The organism is Bradyrhizobium manausense, from assembly GCF_018131105.1.
Classification (GTDB): Bacteria; Pseudomonadota; Alphaproteobacteria; order Rhizobiales; family Xanthobacteraceae; genus Bradyrhizobium; species Bradyrhizobium manausense_B.
Window position 1 is genome coordinate 379,645 of sequence record NZ_JAFCJI010000002.1, and the last position, 23,979, is coordinate 403,623.

The following is a 23,979-nucleotide window of genomic DNA, read 5'->3' on the forward strand; positions in this document are numbered from 1 at the left end:
TAAGTCTCTTTCTACCAACGATTAATTGTATTTTAATGCCCCTACCCGGCCCCGGCCATATGCCGAAGGACATAGATCGCCGGGCCGAGGCAGTGCCCCATGTTAGACGTGACTGCGAAGCAGTGGATATTTCAGCGCATCCGGCTCGTGATTGTAGATCGACAACCGATCGTCCTGCAGGGACTGAAGTCGGTATTGGGGGCACAGCAGGACTTCGATGTAGTGGCATCGGCCAGCGATGGGACGAGCTGCCTCGAGGCCATGCGGAATTCAATACCTGACGTCGCGCTTATTGCGGACACCCTGCCGGATCTGACGGTCTCCCAGATCCTCGCGATCGCGAAAGCCGAGAAGCTTCCCACGCGCCTGGTGTTCTTTACCGAATCCGACACCGACCAGGAGCTGGCCGCAGCCATTGCTGCCGGCACCTGTAGCGCCATTTCGAAATATGACTCCCCCGACACGATGCTGCGATCGCTGCGGCTGATGGCGAAGCGCGGCGTGTTGCTGGAGCAATCCGATTTCTCGCCGGCCGGCACCGAAGCTGACGGCGCCAAGATTGAAAAGATGCTGGAGCAATTGACGCAACGGGAACGTCAAATTGTACGACTGGTGTCGGAGGGCATGTCGAACAAGGAGATCGCGCGCCAGCTCAACGTCTCCCAAGGGACGGTCAAAGTCCACCTGTACAATATTTTTCAGAAGCTCGAGATCACCAACAGAACCGTGCTCGCAACCATCGCGTTGCTGCAGCGGACCTCCGCCTTCGGCACGCTCGCGCTGGCCTTTCTGGCGTTCGGCATTGCGGACGAGCTCAAGGCGTCGGAGGCGAACCACGCGCTTGCGCATAGCGACATGCCTCCGAATGACGGCGGCTTCGGCCACGCGGGCACGCACGCCGACTATGAACCCTGGAAGAAGGCCATTCTCCGGCACCGCATGGCCTGGGAATCCAGCGAGACGCCACCGCCCACCCTGAGAGATTTCCTGGCCAAGGTGGGCCAAGTCACGACCCCGGCGGCGACATTGGAAGCGCTGCGCGCGGCCGAGCAGGTTGTCGGCCCCAAATCGTGGACAGAGTTCGGTCCTGCCGGATCGAGCACGCCCAATCTTCCCGCGCTTTCACCGCGAGGAGCCAGCGACACGCAGATTGGAAGCGACCCGGCCGCGGACCATCCATTCCCGCGGCCTGCTTCCAGTCCGATGTCGCTTCAAGGAGGGTATGGCACCTTCGCCATTCTCACCGGCGCCTTGATCTACGCACTGAACGACCCGCATCTCGCCGCACACGCGCATGAGGCGGACAAAGGATCGATCGACAGCCTCCTGGGCCTCACCGGAGAGAATGCGACCAAGGTCGCCGCGATCACCGATGCTGGCGCTCATCGTGTCGACGACAAGGCCCCGGCCTTGCCTTCGCACGAACTCCACCAACCGTCCGCTGACGTGACCACTGGAAACGAAAGCGCCGCTGGAGAAGGCGTCCGGGCTCACATGAGCGATGGCGCGGCCAGCGACAACCTCCAACCGGTTGGCCTATCGGACGCCGGTCACGATGCCGCTCCAGGAGCAGTTCTTGGAGCAGTTCCTGGAGCACATGGCCGCGATCAACTGATTGGTGGCAACGTTGTTCATCGTTCCCCGATCGATTCCAGTTCGACCTCGTCCTCCGCCTTCGATTTCGCAGCGGGATCGAGCAGGATCAATCTTGCGGCTTTCGGAGCGCTTGCCTGGCTGCATATGACATCAGCAGGCAAGACGATACCGCCACATACCCTCGCGTGGGTCTACGACGCCGCCAGCAATGAAACGATCGTCTATGTGAATCCGACCGATCATAGTCTCGATGTCGGTGACCGCGGCCTGCTGGAAGTCCATCTGCAAGGAAACGTGTCCGTTGCGGAGTCGGATCTCGCCGCTCAGCCGGAAGCCGCGGCCGTCGCGATCACGCTGGAGCAGCTCGAACAAGCGCTGCCGTCGGCGATCACGGCGGACGAAGCGGTTCTGAGTGCGGACAATGCCCATGGCACTGCCGGAGCGAGCGAGAGCACATTCGGGACGTCAGGAGTTTGGAGCATCCTGGCCGACGACGGCTCGAGATTCCAGTTCGGGCAGGTCAGGGCCGGCCCAGCGGCGTCGGCGAGGTCCGTAAGTTTCACCAGCGATGCGGCGGAGGCGACGGAGGACAACGATGGCGCTTCGGGCGTATCGGCGTCTCCGTCACCAGTCGTGCTTGCTCATCACGCGGCGGCTGCGACAGGAGAAAACCCCGCGTTGAAGAGCGAGCCGATCAACGCGGACCACGGCGTTTCGCCGATCGGACAGAACGAGATCGTCCAACCGAGCATCGTGACGGCTACCGACGCGGATGAAGCTGAGTCCTCACCGGGCAACAGCGCCGAGCATCGCGCCGAGGCTTCAGAATCGGCGCCGGGCCTAGCGAAGGCGGCAGAAGCACACGCCAGGGAGCACGGCAACTCCGCGCACGCAAACTCTGCAAGCGCAGAAGCCGTCGACAGTCCAGAGGACGTCGCAACGGCCGACAGCGTGGTCCACGGCAATTCGCAGCACACCTCGGATCCGGGGTCTGCGAAGTCGGCAGAGGCGCACGAGAAGGAGCACGGCAACTCCGCGCACGCAAACTCTGCAAGCGCAGCGGAGACCGCCGACAATACCGAACCGGACGCCGCAACGGCCGCCACCGTGGTTCACGGCAATTCGCAGCACGCTTCGGAGCCGGGGTCTGCGAAGGCGGCAGAGGCACACGAGAAAGAACACGGCAATTCCGCGAACGCAAACTCTGCAAGCCCAGTGCAGACCGCCGACAATACCGAACCGGACGCCGCAACGGCCGCCACCGAGGTTCACGGCAATTCGCAGCACGCTTCGGAGCCGGGGTCTGCGAAGTCGGCAGAGGCGCACGAGAAGGAACACGGCAATTCCGCGAACGCAAACTCTGCAAGCGCAGCGGAGACCGCCAACAGTGCCGAACCGGACGCCGCAACGGCCGACAGCGTGGTCCACGGCAATTCGCAGCACGCTTCGGAGCCGGGGTCTGCGAAGGCGGCAACCACGGAGTCAGCTGAATCCGACTCCACTCCGGGCAACAGCGGCGCAGCCCACGGCAACTCGCAGCACGCGTCGGAGCCGGGGCCTGCGAAGGCGGCAGCCACGGATTTGGCTGACGCTGACTCCGCACCGGGCAACAGCGGCGCAGCACACGACAACTCCGGGCACTCAAACGCGGCGGACGCAGCCCAGAGTGTCAATCCCAACGTCGCAACGGCCGATGGCTCGGGCCACGGCAATTCGCAGCACGCGTCGGACCCAGGACCTGCGACGGCGGCAACGACGGATCTGGCTGACTCCACACCGGGCAACAGCGCCGGCAAGGGCAACGGGCATCACGATCAGGCTCCGGACGTTGCGGATGCTGCAGCGGCAGTAACGACCAGTGAGCCGGCCGAACACGGCAACTCCGGGCACGATCTACAAACAGCCTCTGCAGCCGCGCCGGACACAGCCGCGAGTGCCGATCCCGACGTCGCAACGACCGACAGCGCCGGCCACGGCAATTCGCAGCACGCGTCGGACCCAGGACCTGCGACGGCGGCAACCACGGATCTGGCTGACTCCGCACCGGGCAACAGCGCCGGCAAGGGCAACGGGCATCATGATCAGGCTCCGGACGTTGCGGATGCTGCAGCGGCAGTAACGACCAGTGAGCCGGCCGAACACGGCAACTCCGGGCACGATATACAAACAGCCTCTGCAGCCGCGCCGGACACAGCCGCGAGTGCCGATCCCGACGTCGCAACGACCGACAGCGCCGGCCACGGCAATTCGCAGCACGCGTCGGACCCAGGACCTGCGACGGCGGCAACCACGGATTTGGCTAACTCCACACCGGGCAACAGCGCCGGCAAGGGCAACGGGCATCATGATCAGGCTCCGGACGCTGCGGATGCGTCAGCGGCAGCGACCACGACTGAGCCGGCCGAACACGGCAACTCGGGGCACGATGTACAAACAGCCTCTGCAGCCGCGCCGGACACAGCCGCGAGTGTCGATCCCGACGTCGCAACGACCGACAGCGCGAGCCACGGCAATTCGCAGCACGCGTCGGACCCAGGACCTGCGACGACGGCAACCACGGATCTGGCTGACTCCACACCGGGCAACAGCGCCGGCAAGGGCAACGGGCATCACGATCAGGCTCCGGACGTTGCGGATGCTGCAGCGGCAGTAACGACCACTGAGCCGACCGAACACGGCAACTCCGGGCACGATGTACAAACGGCCTCCGCAAGCGCGCTGGACACGGCCGAGAGTGTCGATCCCGACAGCGCAGCGACCGACGGCGCGGGCCACGGCAACTCACAGCACGCGGCGCAATCCGCAGCGATCGCGGTGGAGCCCGCACAGCCGGCTCAAGCAGCACCCGTGGCCAGCGGGATAGATCAAGAACCGGTGTTCCGCTTCGATAGCATGGCAACACCTCCCGCTGTCGCCGCGGTCGTTGCGCCCCAAGAGCTCAATGATTCGCTCGACTCGCACGTTCCGCCCGGTCAGCAAAAGGCTCTTGATGCGATCGTCCAAACGGTTTCGATCGCACCACCGGACGACCACTCCGCCAACCACGGCAATGGCAATTCGCATCATGCGTCTCATGACTTGCTGGTTTGAATGCTCGAGCCATGAACCAGGACCGGGACAAGCGAATCTTGGAAGAGCGTCTTGAGCGCTGCCGCCAGCTCGCCAAGGACTTCCCGACCGGGCCGACGGCAGCGCATATCCGCGAAATCGAGGCCGCGCTTCTCGACGACCTACGCGCTCTCGCAAGCAACGATCCGCAATCCTGAGCGCGAGACCGAGCCGGATTTCGCTGCAGGACACCTGACCGATCGGCGCATCGCAGTTAACCGGGGGGCCGCGCCGCGTTGGGTTCGGCGCTGGCCTGCGCGAGCTTGATCTACATCAACGTGGTCGATCCCTGGAAGAACAGGTTGTGGTCTGCAAATGAAGCGGCGCTGATTGTCTCCATGGCGCAGACAAGAGGGAGATCACCATGCGGTTTTCGATCAAGTCGATGACGATTTCAGGGCTTGCCGCCAGCGCTCTCCTGGGACTTACGGGGGTCACGCTCAATCCGACCCCGGCCGCCGCCGTATATTGTCAGTACGTCGACTATCCGGTTGGCTGCGTCGCGAGGGCCGGCGTCGTGCTGAGGCCGCGCCCGGTTGCGCGTGCGGCAGTCCGCCACAATGCCGGCGGAAACGCAAATGGCGGCGTCAATCGCGTTGGTGCGGGGCGCTAAGGGTCCGGTTGACGGATCACGACATGTGCGAGGCCGATGGTTGTCCGTCTTGCATCCGTAGCTGCGTGGCAGCGGGTCGGGCTGCACGCGCTTCCAACGCCGAGTAGGCGTGACAAAACTAGCACTACGTCGTCGCATGCTGGGCCCATTGGGGGGCGCGGAGCGACTGAGATGCCGCTGTTGGCGTATTTCTGGAAGGTCGGCGCGGCCTTGCTCGCGCTGCTGTTCGCTGCGGACTTCTGTCTGCCCAAGGCAATGGTCGTGCGGGACGACACTAGAGACCGGCCGACCATACGCATTCACTCGGATCGGAAGTTACCCGAGCGCGTGGTGCTCGACACGAGCCAGCCTGTCACCATCGCTGTCCCACCTGACACTGCCGGTGCGCAGGCATCGGCCTTCGTCGACCGGACGGAGCCGCCGGTCACCCGAACGGAGACTCCGGCGGTTGCCGACGCCCTTGCGATGGCGCGCACTGATCAACTCCCGCGCGAAGCGGCCGACCGCAAGCGGCCACGCAGGACGCAACACGTTGCGATGCGGTCGAAGCGGCACGCGCCGCCCCAGATGCTGCTGGCGGCACGGCAGGGACAGTTCCCGTGGTTTGGATACAGGTACTGGTGATTGGCGCAACGGCGCGACACCTGATCACACATGACATGCGTCGGGCGATGACCCGGGCGCGCCGGTGCGTATCCTTCTCACTCGTATTGGGCGCAAACGCCTGCCTGCCACCGAAGGCACCGTCGCACTGCCCGGCGCGTCTGCCGCACCGTGGTTCTGGCGACGCATACGCCATTGATCCGGGTTCGCCCGACTCCGCATGCGGCGGCAACCGGCGTGATCATGCTTTCCGGCTGCACCTGAGGTGCAGGGGTCATGCCTTGGGCCGAGGTTCCGACCAACAAGGCGAAAGTCGCAACAGCAAGCCACTTCGTCATCGTGCGTCTCCCTTGCGTTAAAGACCATACCCCTGCCGGCAAATCCGACCAGCCAGCGCACCGCCGGGCCCCCACCAGCATGGAAGGCTGGCGAGCAGCCTTGTTGCGCTAGATCAAGCTGGCGCTTCTGCCTCCGGAAAACGCTGCAAGCTCGTCAAGGTAACCACGCAAACGCATGAGGATCATATGGTGATCAAGGATAGGCTGCGATTGAGCCTCAACGACTGGCTGCTTACGTTGTTGACGTTCCTTTTGATTTTGATCGTATTCGTGTTCGCGCCCCTCCAGGCGTCAGGCAATTTCGTCTTTCACGCTGGAACCATCACCCTCCTGCTCGCGGTCATGGCGGGCATGACCACGATCTCGAGGAGCAAGACCGCGCTCGTCCTGATGTCGCTTGCTCTCCTCACCAACTTCGTTGTCTTTCTCGAACGCTATTATTATTCCTGGCCCTACAATCTGCACGTGCTCGCCGCATCCTGGCTGATCATCGCGACAACACTCAGTGTCGTCGTCATGCAGGCAGTGTTCGGCCCCGGCTATGTCACCTATCACCGAATCGTCGGCGCGGTGCTGGTCTATCTGCTGATCGCGGTTGGCTTTGCCTGCGTCTTCACTTTTCTCGGACTATCGATCGACGGCGCATTCAAGGGCATCGAGTTCGAGGATGACAGATCACTCGCAAGCAAGGTGTTCTATCTCAGCTTCGCCACACTGACGACCACGGGATACGGCGATATCGTCCCGATTCATCCCTGGGCCCGAAGCCTCTGCAACGCCGAGGCCGTGATCGGACAGCTCTATCCGGCAACGCTTCTGGCGAGGCTTGTGACTCTCGAACTGGGCGAGCAACGACACCACGCCGAAGGATGACGTGCTACCAGAACAGAGCATCGTGCTGTCCATAGGTACAATGAACATTAGGACGATAGTCACCGGTTCCGCTTTGGACCAAGCTTGCTGTCGTACGAGCGAAACGAGCGTGACTCCATCCAGAAAGTTGCGTTCGCTGCGGCTGACAAACCCGATCGCCATCAGATTGAGGAGTTGGTCCAATGCTGATGCACGTGACCTCGTCATCACACTCCCGACCGCATTCCTTCCGGGACCTTGGCATCGCCGCTGCATCGAATCCGATGATCAGCCTGAGCGAGTTCTTCTACAGACGCGGCAGCGAGATCTACGGCGAAAAGGAGCCCGTCGAATATGTCTACCAGGTCAAATCAGGGGCAGTGCGAAGCTACAAGCTCCTGACGGACGGACGTCGCCAGATCGGCGCCTTTCACGTCCCCGGCGACATCTTCGGACTCGACCATGGCGGCGTCCACCGGTTCACGACGGAGGCCGTGATGGACACGACCGCGCGCCTGATCAGGCGCGAGAGCCTCGAAGCCGTCGCCGAGAAAGACAGCATTCTGATCAAGAGCCTGCTTTGCATGGCCACGGCGAACCTGTGGCATGCCGAAGACCACATGCTGCTGCTGGGACGCAAGACCGCGATGGAGCGGGTTGCAGCCTTCCTGATCGAAATGGACAGGCGGCTGACTGCCGCGGGCATCCTGGCGTTGCCGATGACCCGGCGCGATATCGCCGACTACCTCGGCCTGACATTGGAGACCGTTTCGCGATCGCTGTCCTATTTACGTGAGCTCGGCATCCTTCGTTTCATCGACAACAACCAGCGACAGATCGTCCTCATGGACAGGCAGCAGCTCGCCGGATTTGACCGTCCAAACTGAGCTGCCGTCGCCCCTGGTCGGTCCGTGAGGCGCTTTGCCACACGCGCAAAAAGGCCCCGGTTGATGCCGGGGCCTGAGTTCACTGGGAAGTCGCAGGCTCAGTAGCGAGCCGTGACGGGCGCACCGTAACCGCCGAAGCGATAGTTCACCCGTAGCGTGATCATATCGACGTCCTGGCTGACGCCGCTGCCGAGCAGCGTGAAGCCGCCAGGCGTGACCACGCCAGCGAAGTTCGTGTTGTCGCGCCCCATCCAGAGATGGTCATATTCGACACCGAACGACCAGTTCGGCGCAAAGCCATATTCCCAGCCAACGCCCGCCGTACCGCCCCAGCGCGTGTGACCTGCCGACGCAAGTCCGACACCGGTGATGTTGTTGAAGACATCAAAGCGGTTGCGGGTCACCGCGGCGCCGCCCTTCACGTAGAACAGCGATGCGTTCCAGGCCCAGCCCAGTTGCGCGGTGAAAAGGCCGATGCCATCGGTCTTGCCCGTGGTTGAGACCGCCGGATCGAATAGTGTTACGCGCGTGTTCTTGATCTCGGCCCAATCGCCCTGCGCTTCCAGGCCGAACACAAACTGGCTGCTCTGCCAGCGATACCCGAGTTGACCGCCGATGAGGCCGCCGGAGCGATCTGCGCAACCGCTTGCGAGCGTCCCCGCCGCCGTCAGGAAATCGACGCAGCCATGACTCTGCCCCCAGCCTCCGTTGGCGCCGATATAGAACCCGCTCCAGTTATAGATCGCCACCACAGGTGCCGGCGGCGGCGCCGCCTTAACAGCCATGTCGGCCGCCATGGCCGGAGCCGTCATCGTCAGCGCCGCGATGCCGACCGCGGCCATTGAGAGCTTTTTCATCGTTATGTCCCCTTGCTCAGATCTCTTCCGTTCAAAAATGCGAGCGCTCATGCAGGCTGGCGTGCATGGGGCCTGCGAACATCCTGAAGTTTATGCGCGGGGATCGCTTTGGCCCGTATCAAAATGGCAACACTCAAGCGCCATCGCTGTGCACTGCATCGTGCTTAAACGCTGTCCGGCTCTCGGGGCACGGCGGCGTCCACCTGGTCTTCCGCAAGCCACGCCTGGATGCCGGACGCTGGAATGAGCCGCCTGGGAAGGTGGGGATTGATCGTGCCGGCAAAGACTGCGAGCCCCTCGTCGAGCTTGGCGCGCGCGAACAGCTTCGCTTCGCTCTCGGTTGCAAAGGTCGTCGTCTCGCGCGGACTCCGCAGCTTCGGCAGCACTCCACGCTTTCGAACTTCCGCGCTGACGTACCAAGTCGGAATCATTTCACCTACCAGCATGCACCCCTGTGGTGCTTGTGCTGCGGCGGCGATTCCGGCGCTTGATTCAGATCAATCTGCGACTTGACTACCTGACGCGGGCGGTAGCACGTCGGCCTCCATGGATCACTTCAGCACCGACAGGTTGACGGCCGAAAGGCTGAACGGAAGTCACCTCGCCGATCTCGTCGCGCTGCATCTCGATGCCGAGGTCTCCCGCTATCTTGGCGGCATACGCTCGGCCGAGGTGACGAAGGCCTATCTCGCGACCAACATCGCGCATTGGGAGCGGCACGGTTTCGGGCTGTGGGTGCTACGCACGAAGGACGGCGCGTTCGCCGGGCGGGCGGGCATCAGGCACATCCTCGTGGACGGCATGGACGAGATCGAGATTGCCTATACGTTCAGGCGCGACCTCTGGGGCCAGGGGCTTGCGAGCGAGATCGCGACCGCGCTGACTGAGATGGGGCTGTCAGAGCTGAAATTGCCATCCCTGATCGGCCTCGTCCTTGTCGGCCATGGCGCCTCGCGCCGCGTGCTGGAAAAGTCGGACTATGCGCTCGAGAAGAGCACCACGCATCATGGCGAGGCTGTCGTGATCTACCGCATCCGACGGTAGCGTGGCGGCAACTCACAGATTCATGAGCGCCGCAACCAGTCGCTCGGGATGAAACGGCTTTTCGAGCAGCACGCTGTTGGGCACGCCCTGTGACGTCCACAAGGCCGCGCCGGCCCTGCCCGTGATGTACACGACCGGAAGGGCCGGATCCTTTTCCCGCATTCTTCGAGCGAGATCCCAGCCGGTGAGCTTGCCGCCGAGACAGACATCGGTCACCAGCGCCTTGTGACGCTTGCCGCGCGCGACGAACACCGTCATCGCCTCCTCGCCCGATGCGAGGATGTCGGAGGCAAAGCCCGCGTCCGCCAGCGCGCTCTCGAGCACGCCTTGATGCGGATATTCGTCTTCCACGATCAGGATCGAAGGCGGTTCCGACATATTTGCCTTTGGCCCGTCGGCGATCCGACGCGACACGTGTTCCATTTTCGCGTGCAGTCCAGCACGCGTTTTTGGCTTTCTCACGGTGGACGACATGAAACCTGAACAGCCATTCAAGAAAGTTTCTTCCCGGTTCCTGCAACAGGCAATGGCGGCATCAGTTGACTCACCGGACGATGCAGAAGGAGGAACAGATGAGAAAGCTGACTTACGCTCTTGCGGCAGTCGCGACGCTCGCAATCGGTGCCCCCACCATCGCCAATGCGGCCGGCGTCGGCATCTATGTTGGCGGCGACCGCGGTGATTACGGCCCGCGTGCCCGCTTCTACGAGCACGACCGCGGCTGGCATCATGGCTGGTACCACCATAATCGCGATTACGACCGCGGCGTCGTGATCCGTCGCCATCACTGGGACGACGATTAGTTCGTGCCAGCACAGTGAAACAAGGAGGCCTCGCTTCGGCGAGGCCTTTTTGCATCGGATACAGTTCCGGGTATGACGGTTTGTCGCCTCACGGCTCCAACGTATAGGAGCCTCCCGCTTCAAGCACATAGATGGTCAAAAATCGGAGCGGGCGATCCGGGTCGCAATTGCGAAAGTGCGTGTGCGGCAGATCCGAGCGGTCCTGCAACGTCTCGCCCGCGCGATATTGTTTCGGCTCGTCGGTGCCATAAGCGGACTCGGCAACGCCCTCGACGATGTAGATCGCACCGGCGACGGGATGGCGGTGCAGCGGAGCGACGCCGCCCGGCGGATAGGTGACCTCGACGACCATGAGTTCCTGATCGCCGGGCATTGGGAGGCGTTCGAGAACCCTGCGCGTGACGCCCGCGAATCCGGCTTGCGGAGCGCTTGCGTGACTGTCGGGACGTTCAACCATGAGGCACCTTTCATCGAACCGGGATGTCCCGATTTGTAGCTTCCACGGTCTCATGCCGCCATGCTCGAACCGAGCTGCAAAACCCGCTCGGATTTGAATGGCTTTCCCCCGATCGACTCTCTATGGTCGGATCATGTCGCGCTTCCTGTGTCTATTTGTCGCTGCCCTTCTGTCGCTGCTGCCGGTCACCGCCCCGGCTGCGCCAATCCACAAAAAGCAGGTCTGGCGCGGCTACGGCTTCCTGCCGGGTTATCGGCAGCCGCTGAGCAACAGCCAGCCGATTTACAAGCAGAAGAACGGATTTCGGCGTTACGCGCGTGAAAATCAGCGCCCCTGGTATATCGATCCCGTGCCGAGCTATTACCGCTACTTCGACGGCGAATGGCACTATTTCGGCCGGCCCGGCTTCGGTGGGTCCCGCTACAATGGCGGCAGCTTCGGTCCGTGCTGGACGCGGACGCCAATCGGCGCGATCTGGAATTGCGGCTGATCGTCCGGCCGCGCGTCAACCAGGACGCCCCCTATTCGGAACAATACGTTCCGAACACGCGATCCCACATGCTGGTGACCACGCCGAAATTGCACGGCCGCTTGCCGTAGTGATGGCGGGTATGGCGGCGCTTCAAACGCCAGAGATAGCCGCCGCGCTTCAGGCGATGATGGTGAATGACGTGGTGAAGCGCACCGAAATAGATGTAGCCCAGCATCAGTCCCGCCGTGACGGTGCAGGCGCTGCCGAATCCGACGAGCAGCCACACCGGCAGCAGCGATCCCAGACAGATCGAGCCCAGGCTCAGCCAGAGCGGCGAGCCGACCAGCGCCCGCGGATCGGAATGGTGCATGTCATGCAGGGCGGCGAGATAGGCCGGACCATGCAGGGCAAAGCGATGGATGACGTATTCGGCGAGGCTCCAGAGCAGCAGTCCGCAGGCAAAGCCGATCGCCGCCTCGTCCCAGCGCAGCGGCTCCTTCAGCAGCAACGCGACCGCGACCAGCGCGGCACTTGCGAGGGGATAGAATACGAAATCGGCAAAGTACAAGAACTTTTTCAGTCGCATGGATTTGCGCACGGGCTTGTCTTGCTGGAACGCTCCATGGCCGCCCGTGCTTCGACAATCTCCGGCAACTCCTGTGCGTTGGTGAATTTTTCGATCGCCGGACCGAGCACGCTCCGCGCTTGCGCATCCGTGCCGCTCGCCTGGTACAGCCTGGCCAGCGAGAGGGCGGCTCGCAACTCGTACGTCGCGGTCTGCTGGGTTCGCGCGGTCTCGATGGCCTGGGAGAAAGCCGTCTCCGCCGCGACGATATCGATCGGGTCCTTGCGCAGCATCAGCTCGCCGCGCCAGCGATGGATCTCCGGGGTGAACCATTCCTGCCCCGTCCGCTCCACTTCGACGAGCTGCTCGTCGAGGATCGCGAGCGCCTCGTCGAAGAGTCCCTCGCCAGCCTTTGCTTCCGCCAGCAGCGTCCAGGTCAGCGGCACGTAGAGCCCGGTCGCCATCTTCCCGACCAGCGGCAGCGCGATGGAATCCTCCATCTCCTTGAGCCCGGCGGCCCGCTCGCCGAGACGGCAGCGGATCCAGCCGTTCCAGAATTTGCCGGCCCGCGTGTAGAGCAGAAGACCGTGCTCGCGGCTGAGCTCGATCACTGCATCGACATGGGGCCGTGCGCCTTCGGGATTGCCGCGCACCGCTTCGAGCACGATCTTGTGGAAATGCGCGTAGACCATCGTCGCGATATGGCCGCTGTCGGTGGCGCGGCGGATCGACTCCTGCGCCAACTGCTCGGCACGATCGACTTCGCCGAGCGGCCACAGCACCAGCGCGAGGTAAATGGCGGCCGCGATCCCGTAGTCGTGGCCATAGAGGAACGCGAGATTGCGATCGTGCTCGTCGCGGTAGATCGTGAGCGACTGCTCCAGATGCTGCCTGGCATCGACGAAATTGCCCTCGAACCAGCGGGTCATGCCGCAAACGCGGTGGGCGATTCCCGCCTCCGGCGCGTCGGGCCGGTCGGCAGTATCGTCGAGGAACGCCTGCGCCAGCTCCTGCATCGATCCGAGCTCGCTGCGAACCAGGCTTCCGACCCACAGGCCGTAGGTGGCGGCGAACCGTTCGGGTGCGCCCTTGAGCCCGGAGGCAAGCTCGCGCGCACGCGCGAACGCGACCGACGTCTCCGGCGCGCCATAGCCGCGCGTTGCGATCAGCGCATTGCCGTAGGCGACCTGCAATTGCAGCCGGCGGCTCTGCCCCGCCGGGCTCTCGCTCAAGCCCTCCGCAAGGCCAATGGCCTTGGTCAGATGCGCGATCGCCTCGGGATAGGCCGAACTGCGCAAGGACCGGTCGCCGGCCTTGCCCCACCACTCGACGGCATCGTCGACGAGACCGGCCTGCGTCAGATGATGCGCGGCGATTTCGGGAGCTGTCGCGACGGCCTCGGGGAATTTCTCCTGAAGCACGGCTGCGATCCGCTCGTGCAAACGCCGACGGCTGCTCTTGAGCAGGCTCTCATAGGCGGTATCCTGCACCAGCGCGTGCTTGAATGTATAGACGCCTTCAGGCGCGGACCTGTTGCGGAAAATCAATTCGGCGCCTTCGAGCTGCGCGAGCCTCGCGTCGATCTCGGCATCGTCCTTGTCAGAGATCGCACGGAGCAGCCCGTCGGAGAATTCGCGGCCGAGGACGGCGCAGATCTGTGCGACCTCCTTCGCCGGTCCGAGCCGGTCGAGCCGCGCCATCAGTGAATCCTGCAGCGTGGTGGGGATCGACAGGCGCGGCAGGCTGCCGGCGATCCGGTAGCGGCCGCCGGCGCCCTTTTCGAGGACGCCCATCTCGAGCACCGTGCGCGTCAGCTCCTCGACGAACAGCGGGATGCCGTCGGTCCGCGACGCGATCTGCGCGACCAGCTCCGACGGGACCGCGCGGCTTCCGATCACGTCCGCGATCATGCGCTGGACGTCGGTCTCCTTGAGCCGTCCCAGCTGGAGGGTCGTCAGGTTCGCCGGGCCCATCCATGGCAGCGTGAATTCGTTGCGAAACGTCAGAACGAGCAGCAGGCGCAGCTGGTCGGCAAGCCTGACCGCAAGCCCGAGCAGTTCGAGCGAAGTCGCATCCACCCAATGCAGATCCTCGACGATGCAAACCACCGGCGCCTCGGCGCACAGGCGCTGCAAGCGCTGGATCAGCGCAGCCAGCGTGTTGCGCCGCAGCTGCTGCGGCGTCCAGTCGAGCGGCGGATAGCGGCCGTCGGTCGCGATCGACAGCAGATCCGCAAACAGCGGCACCAGCGTCGGCGTCTTCAGGTCGCTGTGCCCGAGCAGCGCTTCGAGCTTGCGCAGCCGTGGCGCGTTGCCGTCGCCGACACTGATCTTTGCCGCACGCTGGAGCTGCGTGATGACGGGATAGAGTGCGCTGGCGCGATGATGCGGCGAGCACTGGTAGCGCAAGCGGATGTGCGGCTCGGCGCTGATCTGCTCGGTGAGGAAATGCTCGGCCAGCCGCGACTTGCCGATGCCGGGCTCGCCCGAGATCAGCACGACCTGGCCCTGGCCGCGCCAGGCCCGCTGCTTGCACTCGGCGAGACGCTCGAGCTCGTGCTCGCGGCCGACAAAGCCCGCGAGTCCCGCGGAGCGATAGGCTTCGAAGCGGCTCGCGAGCGGCGACGGGCGCTCCACGGCCCAGACCTCGACCGGCTCGCTGAATCCCTTGATCTCGCGCGTGCCGAGTTCGCGCAGCTGAAACAGACTGCCGAGCAGCCGGCGCGTCGAGGCCGCGACGATGACCGAGCCGGGATCGGCGAAAGCCTGCATCCGCGCCGCGAGGTTTGGCGTCTCGCCGATCACCTCGAGCCGGCTCGAGGCGCCCTTTGCGATGAGATCGCCGACGACGACGAGCCCGGTCGCGATGCCGATCCGCACCTCCAGCCGCAAGCCCGGCTGCACGTCGATGGCCTGGACCGCTGCGGTGATCTCGAGCCCGGCGCGGACGGCGCGCTCGGCATCGTCCTCGTGCGCGGAGGGATAGCCGAAATACGACAGGATGCCGTCGCCCACCAGACGCGAGACGATGCCGTCATAGCTCGCGATCACCGCAGTCGCGGCCTCGCGATAGGCTTGCAGGATCTCGCGCATCTCCTCGGGATCGAACTGCTGCGACAGCGCGGTTGAGCCGACGAGATCGCAGAACATGATCGTGAGCTGACGCCGCTCGGCGCTCGCGTCCGCCTGCGGTGCGACGAGACGCGCCTTCGGAACGTCCAGCTCGGCAATGGAACGCAACAGCCTGCGCCGGTGCCCGAGCACGACGCCCATGGTCGCGAGATCGCGATCCGTTATCTCGGAAAGAATATCGAAATCGATGCCGTGGTCAGAAAAGGACTTCAGGTATTGCGGCAGGCCGACCTTCTCCAACCAAGCAGCAACCTGCCCAGTCATCACGCGGGTCCAGCATTATTGTACTAAACCTAAAGTATATGCCCCATCGGATTGAAGTCAATCGTGGCAGGCAAGCGTCGGCATTGTTGACGCATTGAGACCCTTGGACCATGCTTGATGGTGGAAGCGTTCCCCATTTTCGCGTGAGAGTATTCATCCGTGAAGCAGGATCCGTATCCGACAGCGGCAAACCCGATCCATCAGGCCGTCGTAAAACTGTTTTATTCGCGCGCCGCGCGCCACCTTTTCACCAACGCCTGGTACGCCCTGCTGAGCAATCTCGACCGGGATGCCGCCATCCGATTCCTCAATTACGGCTATGCCTCGCTGAACGGTGAGCAGGTCGCCCTGCAAGCCGCCGACGAGCCCGATCGCTACGCGATCCAGCTCTATCACCACGCGGTCTCGGGAGCCGCGATCGAAGGGAAGGATGTGCTGGAGGTCGGATGCGGCCGCGGCGGCGGCGCGTCCTACATCACGCGCTATCTCCATCCGCGGAGCTACACCGGGCTCGACATCTGCAAGCCGGCGATCCGCTTCAACAAGGCGCGCTATGCCGGTCAGGACAATTTGGCGTTCCGGGTCGGCAATGCGCTCAGCCTGCCATTTGCGGACGAGAGCTTCGACGTCGTGGTCAACATCGAGAGCGCCCAGCATTACGGCGATATGGGACGCTTTCTCGACGAAGTCCACCGCGTGCTGAGGCCAGGCGGCGCTTTCCTGATGGCCTGTTTCGAAGACCGCTCAAAGGACGTGTATCCGCGCCAGTCGCTGGCCAAGTCGCGCCTGCGCCTCGTCTGCGAGGACGACATCACCGCCAATGTGGCGCGCGCGCTGGAGCTCGACGGCGCACGGCGAACGGCGCTGGCGGACGAGATCGTGCCGCGGGTACTGCTTGGCGTGTCGCACGAATTCGCGGGCATTCCGGGCACGCAGCTGCATGCGTCCTTCGCCGACGGAAGCTGCCCCTATTATTGCTTCACCTGCCGTAAGGACTGACCGCGAGGACTGCGCGCAAGGACTGAGCGACCACTTCACAGCGTCTTGAGATATTCGATCAACGCCTTTCGATCGTCCTCGCTCAAATCCGTTCCATAAGTGTGTCCGGCGTTCGAGTTGCCCCGCACGGTGGTGTCGAATTTGAACGCGCCAGGGGTCTCGCTTGCCATCGCATATCCGACCTTGACCGGATCGAACTCCCAATTGCCGACAAAGAATGTCCTGGGCCGCTGCGCCGGCGGAAGCAGGAGATCATGGAGCGACGGGACGGAGCCGTTGTGCAGATAGGGCGCCATCGCCCAGACGCCGTTGAGGGGCCGTGCACGGTATTTGAGCTCTCCGCGGTACTCGTTGGGGCGTCCGCAATTGATCGCCGCAGCAGCCGCCGCGTTGTCCCCGGATTTGGCGATCCATTGATCGGCGACCTTGCCCGTGACCATCCGTGCGGCCTCGTAGTTGGCAACATCGTCCGCTCCACCGATCTTCGACAGCGTGACCCTGCGCTCGGCGAACGTCGTTGCCTGCGCAGGATCGGTGCCGATCTCCTTGAGATCGAACGTCCGGATCTGAATCTCGTCACAGGCTCCTTGAGCCCCTGCCGCGGGAACGGGATCGTGGCAGTTCGCGCACGCCTTTGCGTACAGCGACGCGCCGACTGCCACCAGCTTCGCGTCGGGCGCATCGAAGATCTTGTCCGGCCAGCGCGGCGCGCGCAGATCCATCAACGTGCGCTGTCCCCAGACCACGTTGTCCATCTGGACCGCATGCGTCACCTGGTCCGTGATCATCGTGGCGTCGTGCTTGATCGGCGCCTGGACGCCGAGCGCCTCGATCAGGTTGCGCGTCAGGGGCTGGCGGATGGAGGCATTGTACAGCACCCAGCTGAACCGCGGCGTATCCCACAGCGGCGGATATTTCACCGGCGCGGTCCGAGGCGCATAATTCCTGGCTTCATTCATCGGATAGGCCAGCAGCTGGTTCAGCCCCTCCCCGTGCGCGTCCAATCTGCCGGCCCCCGCTGATGTCTCGGGGTTCCGCGGATCCGGCGGAAACGATGGGAATGCAGCAAAACACCCCAACGCCGCTCCCACTTCCGGGAGCGGACGCTGCACACGTGCCACGAACCGCGCCAGCGCCTGCGGGTCGTTGTTGAACGCCTGGAGAGCCCCGAAGAGTTGGGCGGTCAGGCCACCGATATCGAGATGGGACGATCCGCCCTCGATGCGAATCTGCTGGCCGCGGTAATTGAGTTGCCCGGTGTGACAACCCGCGCAGCCCAATCCGAGCCAGTTGCCCTTCCAGCACGCATGCTTGCCCTCGGGAAAATCAACCGGCGTCTTGTAAAGGCCAACGGGAAGACCGTCCGGATTGGTCGCATTTGCAGGCTCGGCGAGGAAGCCCAGCCGCTGCAAATTCTGCGGCGCGCGGATCAGTTCGGTTTGTCCGGGCTGCTGACCCGGCTGCTCGAGCGAGAGAAACCATTCGTAGGGGAAGATCGCCGTTCCCTGCGAGATGAAATGCCAGCGATCGGCCGTGTCGGCGGTCCAGCCCTGCGACAAATGCACGGGATTGTCCGACGGCGGCTTGTCTTCGGCCGCGGCAAAAATGAGAGCACCGAGCAGGGCCGCGAAGGCAATCAACACGACGCGTACATCAAATTTCATCATCAGCTCCAATCATTGTGAAGCTCTCAATCATGACGGCGTCAGTGCCGTCGCTACTTGGCAATCAGCAATCGTGCGCCAGCGATGCGCAGCGTGGAGCACCGGAGGCCTTCCAGAAATTGTCATGCAAAAAACGGCACTCGGAGCGCCTGCGCGCTCGCGCCAAATCATCAACAAGGAAGCCACGCCGCCCCATCGCGACCGCTCCGAACCTCATTGTCCGCGACCGCCTTTCGGCGATCGCAAGCGGAGGCTACATCATGTCGGATATAAGCGCAAAGGTAGAGGTGGGACATTAGGACGCGCTGCCGGGAGGCGCGGTGAGGCCGGCTGCGTCAGTTCGCAGGACGGGTACCATCCTGCGGGCAGCTTTAGTCCCGTTACCGGAAATACCCCAGCACGAGATCGATATCCGCGCTGCGCGGCACCGTGCCGTTCAGCTCGGCATCGATGACGCGGCGGCAGGCTTCGATCGCGGCGTGGTCGCCGAGGTCGTTGGCGGCTTCCAGCACGAGCCATGCGGCGTCGACCGTGGCTTTCTCAGGAGCACCACCGCCCGTCTCGGCGACGAGGCTATTGGTGAGGCTCTTGTTCTTGCGAACTGCGGTGCCGAACTGAGGCAACATTGCAAATACTCCCTCGATGTCCCGTTCAGTGAACCTGGAGCTCAGGCTGACGACCCGTGACCGGATCGGCGCCGGCGCTGTTCTTGCGCGACTGGTAGAACTTCAAAATGCTGCGTGACGTCTCGATCTTGAGCCGGCCGAAATCACGTTCGTTGTCGTGGAGCTCGCGGGCCGTGATCAGATGATCCTTGGCGCCGAGGAACAACAGCGACATCGTCGTGTCCCAGCCGAAGTCGAGCGCCTTGCAGAGTACGAGGATCATCTCGCGGTTGCGGTCCATCAGCGCGCGCTCGATCACGTCGACCGGCAGCGACGACAGCAGCGACAGACCGATCTGGACCTCGTCGAAACGGTGCTGGCGTGCATAGTTCGAGATCGAGACCTGGTTGAGGTTGCCCTGCCGGTACTGCGTCGTCACCACGCGCTTGGCCACGAAATAGCTGCGCGAGGACGGGCCGAACTTCGACTGCAAATCGCCGGTGACCTCGGTCACAGAACTCTGGATCTGCGACATCATCTCGGGACGCTCGGTCTCGAGCCGGCGGCGGACGTCTTCCGATGCCTTGGAGATCAACTGCTGGAAGATGTGGCGCGGCACGTCCTTGCGCAGGCCGAGCTGCTCGGCAAGGATCGAGTCGCCCTCGGCGCGACGGACCATATGCAGCAGGCCGGAGCCGGAAAAGCGCGCGCCCTCGTTCTTGGCGACCGAGGTGACAACCTCCTGGTTACCACGCTTGACGAGGACGTCGGTCACGGCCTCGCCGATCGATTCACGTTGCGAGATCGCGAGCAGATGCTCCTGGCCCTTGGTCATGGCGCTCTCGACCAGCAGCTTTTCGTCGATCCGGCTCGAGTCGCGCAGCACGGGGCCGGCGACCGCGATCTCATCGTCCAGAGCAAGCTTCTCGATGACATTGAGCGGAGCATGGTCGCAAACCGCCATCAATTCGGAGAGCTGCGCTCGCGCGGCAACTTCGATCTCGTCGGCAAGCCGTCCGATGACTTCGCCGAACGTGCTGATGTCGTCGTCGACGTAGCGGCCGGTAATCAAAAGATCCGTCGCATGCCACAACGCCTTCGCCCGGCTCTCGTCGGTGCCACGCGCGATTGCGTCGTCCAGATCCTGTAGAAGCGTATTCGCCCCGTCCATCTCGCTAACCCCAATTCTTGGCAGCCATCCTGCTCGTGCCGGCAGGACTCCGAATTCCTCTGGGAACGAGACTAGGGAACAAACGCGATAATCCGGTAAAACCGTCACATCAGTTTTGCTGACGAAATTTCATTCAAATGCGCGCGAATGTGGTTACCAGCGCGTAAGGCGCGCGTTTGACGCGTCGTCATGGCCGGATTTGTTCCGGCCATCCACGTCTCGCAGCACGGCACGAAAGAACGTGGATGCCCGGGACAAGCCCGGGCATGACGGAGACGATCTACGGATTCTGCGGCGTCAGGACCAGTGGCGGCTTCGGCCGGGGCCTTGCGGGCGGCGGGCTGGGGGCGGGTCTCACGTCGATCGGCGGTGGCAGCGGCGCGACCTGCTGGCTTGCCAGCGGCGGGCTCGGCACGGCCGGCGCGGCAAGCGGCGGCTTCGGCGTCGGTGCCGCCTTGGGCTCGACCTTCGCCTTCGGCGGTGCGCGACGCGGATCACGGCCGGGCATCGGCACGTCGGTCAGCGACGGCTCGGGTGCGGGCTCGGGCGAGACCAGCGTCGGCAGCGCGGCGGTCGCCGGCGGCGGCTCGCCGCGCTCGATTGCATCGAGCCGGCGCGTCTCGCGATCGATCGTGCGCACCGCAAGCCACGACGACAGCGGCGTGAGATCGACGGTCCGGCTGAGCTTGTCGGGGGGACCCGCGGCAAACAGCTGGATCTCCGGCGGCGCGCCGGAGAGGCCGTTCATGATCGGCGTCAGGCTGGCGCGGATGTCGGCCTGATCCGCGGGAATGTCGTAACCGCCGGACACGATGGCGCGGGCGTTCTTGGCTTCGAGCGGTGTCGCGCCGACGCGCAGACGACCGTCGCGGATCGTGAACGGGATCTGCGCCGAAGCCACAGTAATGGGAGCCGCGGATAGTGCAGGCTCGACGAGCTGGCGCAATCGGTTGTCATCGCTCACCTGCCCGCCGTCGCTGGCGCGGATCGCGATCTCGAAGGCGCGCGGATTGAGGCCGCTGATCTCGGCCGAGTCCAGCGTCACCGTGCCGTTACCGGCGAGTGCGCCGGTCAGCGCCGAAACGCTGCGGCCCTGGCTGGTCAGCGTCATCTGCACCGAGGCGCGTCCCTTGGGCAGAGCCAGATTGCGGTAACGCAGCGACGCCGCATCGACGTTCGCGAGATCGAGATGCGCGTTCAGCGCCACACCGTTGGGGCCGTTGCGCGCATCGAGGCTTGCGGTCATCTCGCCGCCACCGAGGCCACCCTTGAGCGCGTCGAGCGCGAGCGACTGGCCGTCGCTCTTCAGCGTGCCGCTGAACGGACGCAGCTCGATTCCGCTGGGCAGGCTGCCGCGCAACGCCTGGAACGCGACGCGGCCGTGCCAGCCACTGACGAGACCCGCATTCAGTGCCTCGCCGCTGTCGCGTCCGGCCGCGCCAATGGCAAGCGCGAGCGCCGGCATCAGGTCGAGCGTGTCGAGCCCGACTTCGCCCTCAACGCTCTTCTCCTGATCGATCGTCATGGCGAGATGGCCGCGCAGGTGCGAGCCCGCAGCAGTGCTGTCGAGATCATCGAAGGTCAGGCGATTTCCTGACAGCCCGACGCGCGAGGACAGGCTCACGCTCTGCGCCGATTTGTCGGTCGGGCTGGTTCCGAACAGCGGTCCCAGATTGGCGTTGCGCACGCGCAGGTTCACGCTGCCCTTCGGCTCCGAGAAATCGACGCTGCCTTGCGCATCCGCATCCAGCCCGCCGCCACTGAGCTTAGCGTTCAATTGCATCGGCTTGCGCCACGAGCCGCTCAAACGGCCTTCGAAGCGGGAAGTGCCCTCACCCGCGGCAACCGCGCGATCCAGACCGAACAGAGCGAGCAAGGTGCTGCCGCGCTGCGACGACATTCGCCCGTCGACCGTGAACTCGTTGCGCGAGAGGGCGCCGAGGTCAAGACCGCGAAGGTCGGACAGCGGCGGCGCAGCGGCCGCCTGAAGATGTCCTGTCACTTGCGGCGTCGCGAAGTCGAGCTGGGCCGTGGCCGAGCGGCGGCCACCGTCACCTTTCTTGTCAGCACTGAGATCGAGCACCAGACTTGCGGTGGAAGACCCCGAGGCGGAATCGATCGCCTGAAGACGCTGGGCCCATGCGGGTGAAAGCGTTTCGACGACGGAGGCCATCGGCCGCAGCGAAGCGGCCGTCATGTCCAGCACGAACCGCCCCTGCGAATTGACCCGATCGAGATTTCCGCCGCCATCGACGGAGACGCCTCCTGCCTGATCGAACTTCAGGCGGTCGAGAGCGACGCTCTTCGGATCGTAGGTGAGTCCGGCCGAAAACCGTTGCAGCTCCTGGCCGGCCGAGATCGCCCGGCCGACGTCGAGCGAGAGCTTTGCTTCCTCGGGCCATTCGCCCTGAGGCCCGGCGAGCGCTCGGACAAAGCTCGCGGCCGCATCGAGGTCGAGGCGGTCGGCCTTGAGATCGGCATCGATGCGAGAGCCTTTGCTGGCGCCTGTTTGCACGAAGGCAATGCGGCCCTCGACGGTGCCACCGTCGATGTCGGCTTTCAGTTTGTCGATGGCAAGATGGTTGGCGGCGATCGTCACGTCGCCGGCCAGACGCAGCGGCCGTGTGCTGCGCCTGATGATTTCGCTGCGGCCCTGCAGCCAGGAAACCAGCGTATCGGGGTCGGACGACTCGACGCTGAGGCGGCCGCTAAAGCTGTCAGCGCCGGGCGTGGCGCCGTTGAGCGAGACCTGCGTCATGCCGGGTGCGCGCAGCTCGAGCCGCTGGAAGGTCCAGGACCGGCCGTCGGTCCGAAGCTCGGTCGTGATGTTCTGGAGCGGGCGGCCACCCAGCATGATCTGGTCGGAGTTGAACTCGATCTGCGCCGGGATCGGCGCCTGCGGGATCGCGGCAAGACCGGCGCGCAGGGCGGGCAGAATGCGCAGCGGCTCGGCATCGTCTCGCCCGGAGAGCTTGTCGGCATCGACCTGCCGGGCCGACAGCGCCGCGCGGAGCAGCGGCGAGGCGCCGAACCTGAGGTCGCCGACGCCGCCGACCTTCAGCGCGGTGTCCTCAGGGCCGAAGCTCGCGTCGACCTGATCGAACTTGGCGCCGGCCGGATCGGCCTTGAGTTTTGCCGTGAGCTTCCAGGGCACGGGTCCCGCCTCGCCCGGCTTCTTCGTCGGCGGCACGGCCAGCGTCAGCGCGCCGTCGAATTTCGGCAGGCGGTTGTCGAAGGCGAGAATGCCTTCGAGATCGGCCAGGATGGCGCGATCACCGGGATCGATATTGAGGTGCAGACGGGTCGCACTGCCGTCGGGGCTCGGCCCCGAGGAGACGCGGAACGGATAACGCACTCCATTGGCGGTGAAATTGCCATCACCCCTTACCGAACCTGCGAGCGAGCGCACGTCGCCGGAGAAGACGATGTCGTTGAGCTCCAGCGTCGAGCGGCTGGCGGCATCGTGAAGCGCGATGCGGCCGGTGAGATTGAGCCGCTCGATGGCGAGGGAAGCGAGGTTGAAGGTGCCGCTCGCGGTGGACGGCAAATCGACCTTGCCCCTGGCGTCGAGGCCGAGATCCACCGCCATTCCGCCGACCGTCAGCTCGGTGGCACGCCATTCACCGCGCATCAGCGAGCTCAGGCTGAACTCGACATCGAGCTTGTCGGCGCGCAGTCGGCCGAGATCATTGTTGCCGCCGAAGGTGACCGAGCGGAGCCGCAGCTTCGGTGCCGGCAGGAGCCGCGCATCGAGCTCGCCCCCCACGCGCACGGGCACGCCGATGATCCGGGTCGCTTCCGCCTCGAACTGGGGCCTGAACTGGTTCCAGTCGATGAAGTAAGGCCCGATCAGCGCGGCCAGCAGCGCTAAGATAAAGGCAATCGCCAATCCGAGCAGCGTCGTCTGCACGGGTCTCCCCTCGGCCAAGCCGGCACCCGGGTCAAACCCA

General features: G+C 64.3%; 20 protein-coding genes. 10 read left to right on the forward strand and 10 right to left on the reverse strand.

Annotated elements, in window-relative coordinates; all coding sequences use genetic code 11:
* Nucleotides 1–99: 99 nt before the first annotated feature.
* From JQ631_RS22110 to JQ631_RS22135, 6 genes are all read left to right on the forward strand, one after another.
* Entirely contained in the window at nt 100–4,686 is a 4,587-nt protein-coding gene (locus tag JQ631_RS22110; RefSeq protein WP_212329141.1) for a response regulator transcription factor, read from the forward strand.
* 38 nt (nt 4,687–4,724) lie between these two features.
* Complete coding sequence (locus tag JQ631_RS22115; RefSeq protein WP_212329143.1) at nt 4,725–4,862, forward strand: hypothetical protein; 138 nt, start codon at nt 4,725–4,727, stop codon at nt 4,860–4,862.
* A gap of 206 nt (nt 4,863–5,068) precedes the next feature.
* On the forward strand, nt 5,069–5,317 hold the full coding sequence (locus JQ631_RS22120) for a hypothetical protein (RefSeq protein ID WP_212329144.1): 249 nt from the start codon (nt 5,069–5,071) through the stop codon (nt 5,315–5,317).
* A 171-nt stretch (nt 5,318–5,488) separates the two neighbouring features.
* Nucleotides 5,489–5,941: a hypothetical protein gene (locus JQ631_RS22125; protein WP_212329146.1), complete on the forward strand. Its 453-nt coding sequence runs from the start codon at nt 5,489–5,491 to the stop codon at nt 5,939–5,941.
* Nucleotides 5,942–6,444: 503 nt separating this feature from the next.
* On the forward strand, nt 6,445–7,131 hold the full coding sequence (locus tag JQ631_RS22130; protein ID WP_212329148.1) for a potassium channel family protein: 687 nt from the start codon (nt 6,445–6,447) through the stop codon (nt 7,129–7,131).
* Nucleotides 7,132–7,313: 182 nt separating this feature from the next.
* Nucleotides 7,314–7,997 (forward strand): helix-turn-helix domain-containing protein, encoded by a 684-nt coding sequence (locus JQ631_RS22135; protein WP_212329150.1) that lies wholly within the window; start codon nt 7,314–7,316, stop codon nt 7,995–7,997.
* A 98-nt stretch (nt 7,998–8,095) separates the two neighbouring features.
* On the opposite strand, the gene JQ631_RS22140 is transcribed toward JQ631_RS22135, so the two are convergent.
* Both JQ631_RS22140 and JQ631_RS22145 read right to left on the reverse strand, forming a co-directional pair.
* A complete protein-coding gene (locus JQ631_RS22140; RefSeq protein WP_212329153.1) occupies nt 8,096–8,854 on the reverse strand; it encodes an outer membrane protein in 759 nt (252 codons plus the stop codon).
* A 164-nt stretch (nt 8,855–9,018) separates the two neighbouring features.
* Entirely contained in the window at nt 9,019–9,240 is a 222-nt protein-coding gene (locus JQ631_RS22145; protein WP_349645015.1) for a hypothetical protein, read from the reverse strand.
* A 160-nt stretch (nt 9,241–9,400) separates the two neighbouring features.
* Between JQ631_RS22145 and JQ631_RS22150 the strand changes: the two genes are divergently transcribed.
* Complete coding sequence (locus tag JQ631_RS22150; RefSeq protein ID WP_212329161.1) at nt 9,401–9,898, forward strand: GNAT family N-acetyltransferase; 498 nt, start codon at nt 9,401–9,403, stop codon at nt 9,896–9,898.
* A gap of 12 nt (nt 9,899–9,910) precedes the next feature.
* On the opposite strand, the gene JQ631_RS22155 is transcribed toward JQ631_RS22150, so the two are convergent.
* Entirely contained in the window at nt 9,911–10,372 is a 462-nt protein-coding gene (locus JQ631_RS22155; RefSeq protein WP_349645016.1) for a response regulator, read from the reverse strand.
* 98 nt (nt 10,373–10,470) lie between these two features.
* On the opposite strand from JQ631_RS22155, the gene JQ631_RS22160 reads away from it, so the two are divergent.
* Nucleotides 10,471–10,701, forward strand: a complete 231-nt coding sequence (locus JQ631_RS22160) for a hypothetical protein (protein ID WP_212329163.1) — start codon at nt 10,471–10,473, stop codon at nt 10,699–10,701.
* Nucleotides 10,702–10,789: 88 nt separating this feature from the next.
* Here JQ631_RS22160 and JQ631_RS22165 read toward each other — a convergent pair whose 3' ends face one another.
* Entirely contained in the window at nt 10,790–11,074 is a 285-nt protein-coding gene (locus JQ631_RS22165) for a cupin domain-containing protein (protein ID WP_249160876.1), read from the reverse strand.
* 217 nt (nt 11,075–11,291) lie between these two features.
* On the opposite strand from JQ631_RS22165, the gene JQ631_RS22170 reads away from it, so the two are divergent.
* The gene (locus JQ631_RS22170; RefSeq protein ID WP_212329172.1) at nt 11,292–11,648 is read left to right on the forward strand and encodes a hypothetical protein; all 357 of its coding nucleotides are present in this window, start codon (nt 11,292–11,294) and stop codon (nt 11,646–11,648) included.
* Nucleotides 11,649–11,679: 31 nt separating this feature from the next.
* On the opposite strand, the gene JQ631_RS22175 is transcribed toward JQ631_RS22170, so the two are convergent.
* Together JQ631_RS22175 and JQ631_RS22180 are read right to left on the reverse strand one after the other, a co-directional pair.
* Nucleotides 11,680–12,216 carry a sterol desaturase family protein gene (locus JQ631_RS22175; RefSeq protein ID WP_212329174.1) on the reverse strand — a complete coding sequence of 179 codons (537 nt, stop codon included), beginning with the start codon at nt 12,214–12,216 and terminating at the stop codon, nt 11,680–11,682.
* Complete coding sequence (locus JQ631_RS22180; RefSeq protein WP_212329175.1) at nt 12,207–15,590, reverse strand: AAA family ATPase; 3,384 nt, start codon at nt 15,588–15,590, stop codon at nt 12,207–12,209. The genes JQ631_RS22175 and JQ631_RS22180 overlap by 10 nt, the downstream gene beginning before the upstream one ends.
* A gap of 159 nt (nt 15,591–15,749) precedes the next feature.
* On the opposite strand from JQ631_RS22180, the gene JQ631_RS22185 reads away from it, so the two are divergent.
* Nucleotides 15,750–16,589 carry a class I SAM-dependent methyltransferase gene (locus tag JQ631_RS22185; protein WP_212329176.1) on the forward strand — a complete coding sequence of 280 codons (840 nt, stop codon included), beginning with the start codon at nt 15,750–15,752 and terminating at the stop codon, nt 16,587–16,589.
* Nucleotides 16,590–16,624: 35 nt separating this feature from the next.
* Here the strand turns inward: JQ631_RS22185 and JQ631_RS22190 are convergent, their stop codons facing one another.
* The 4 genes from JQ631_RS22190 to JQ631_RS22205 form a co-directional block, all read right to left on the reverse strand.
* Nucleotides 16,625–18,256: a di-heme-cytochrome C peroxidase gene (locus JQ631_RS22190; RefSeq protein ID WP_212329177.1), complete on the reverse strand. Its 1,632-nt coding sequence runs from the start codon at nt 18,254–18,256 to the stop codon at nt 16,625–16,627.
* 377 nt (nt 18,257–18,633) lie between these two features.
* Entirely contained in the window at nt 18,634–18,879 is a 246-nt protein-coding gene (locus tag JQ631_RS22195) for a hypothetical protein (RefSeq protein ID WP_212329179.1), read from the reverse strand.
* Between the two features lie 25 nt (nt 18,880–18,904).
* Nucleotides 18,905–20,029 carry a DUF2336 domain-containing protein gene (locus JQ631_RS22200; protein WP_212329180.1) on the reverse strand — a complete coding sequence of 375 codons (1,125 nt, stop codon included), beginning with the start codon at nt 20,027–20,029 and terminating at the stop codon, nt 18,905–18,907.
* 280 nt (nt 20,030–20,309) lie between these two features.
* Nucleotides 20,310–23,939 (reverse strand): AsmA family protein, encoded by a 3,630-nt coding sequence (locus tag JQ631_RS22205; protein ID WP_212329182.1) that lies wholly within the window; start codon nt 23,937–23,939, stop codon nt 20,310–20,312.
* Nucleotides 23,940–23,979 lie beyond the last annotated feature (40 nt).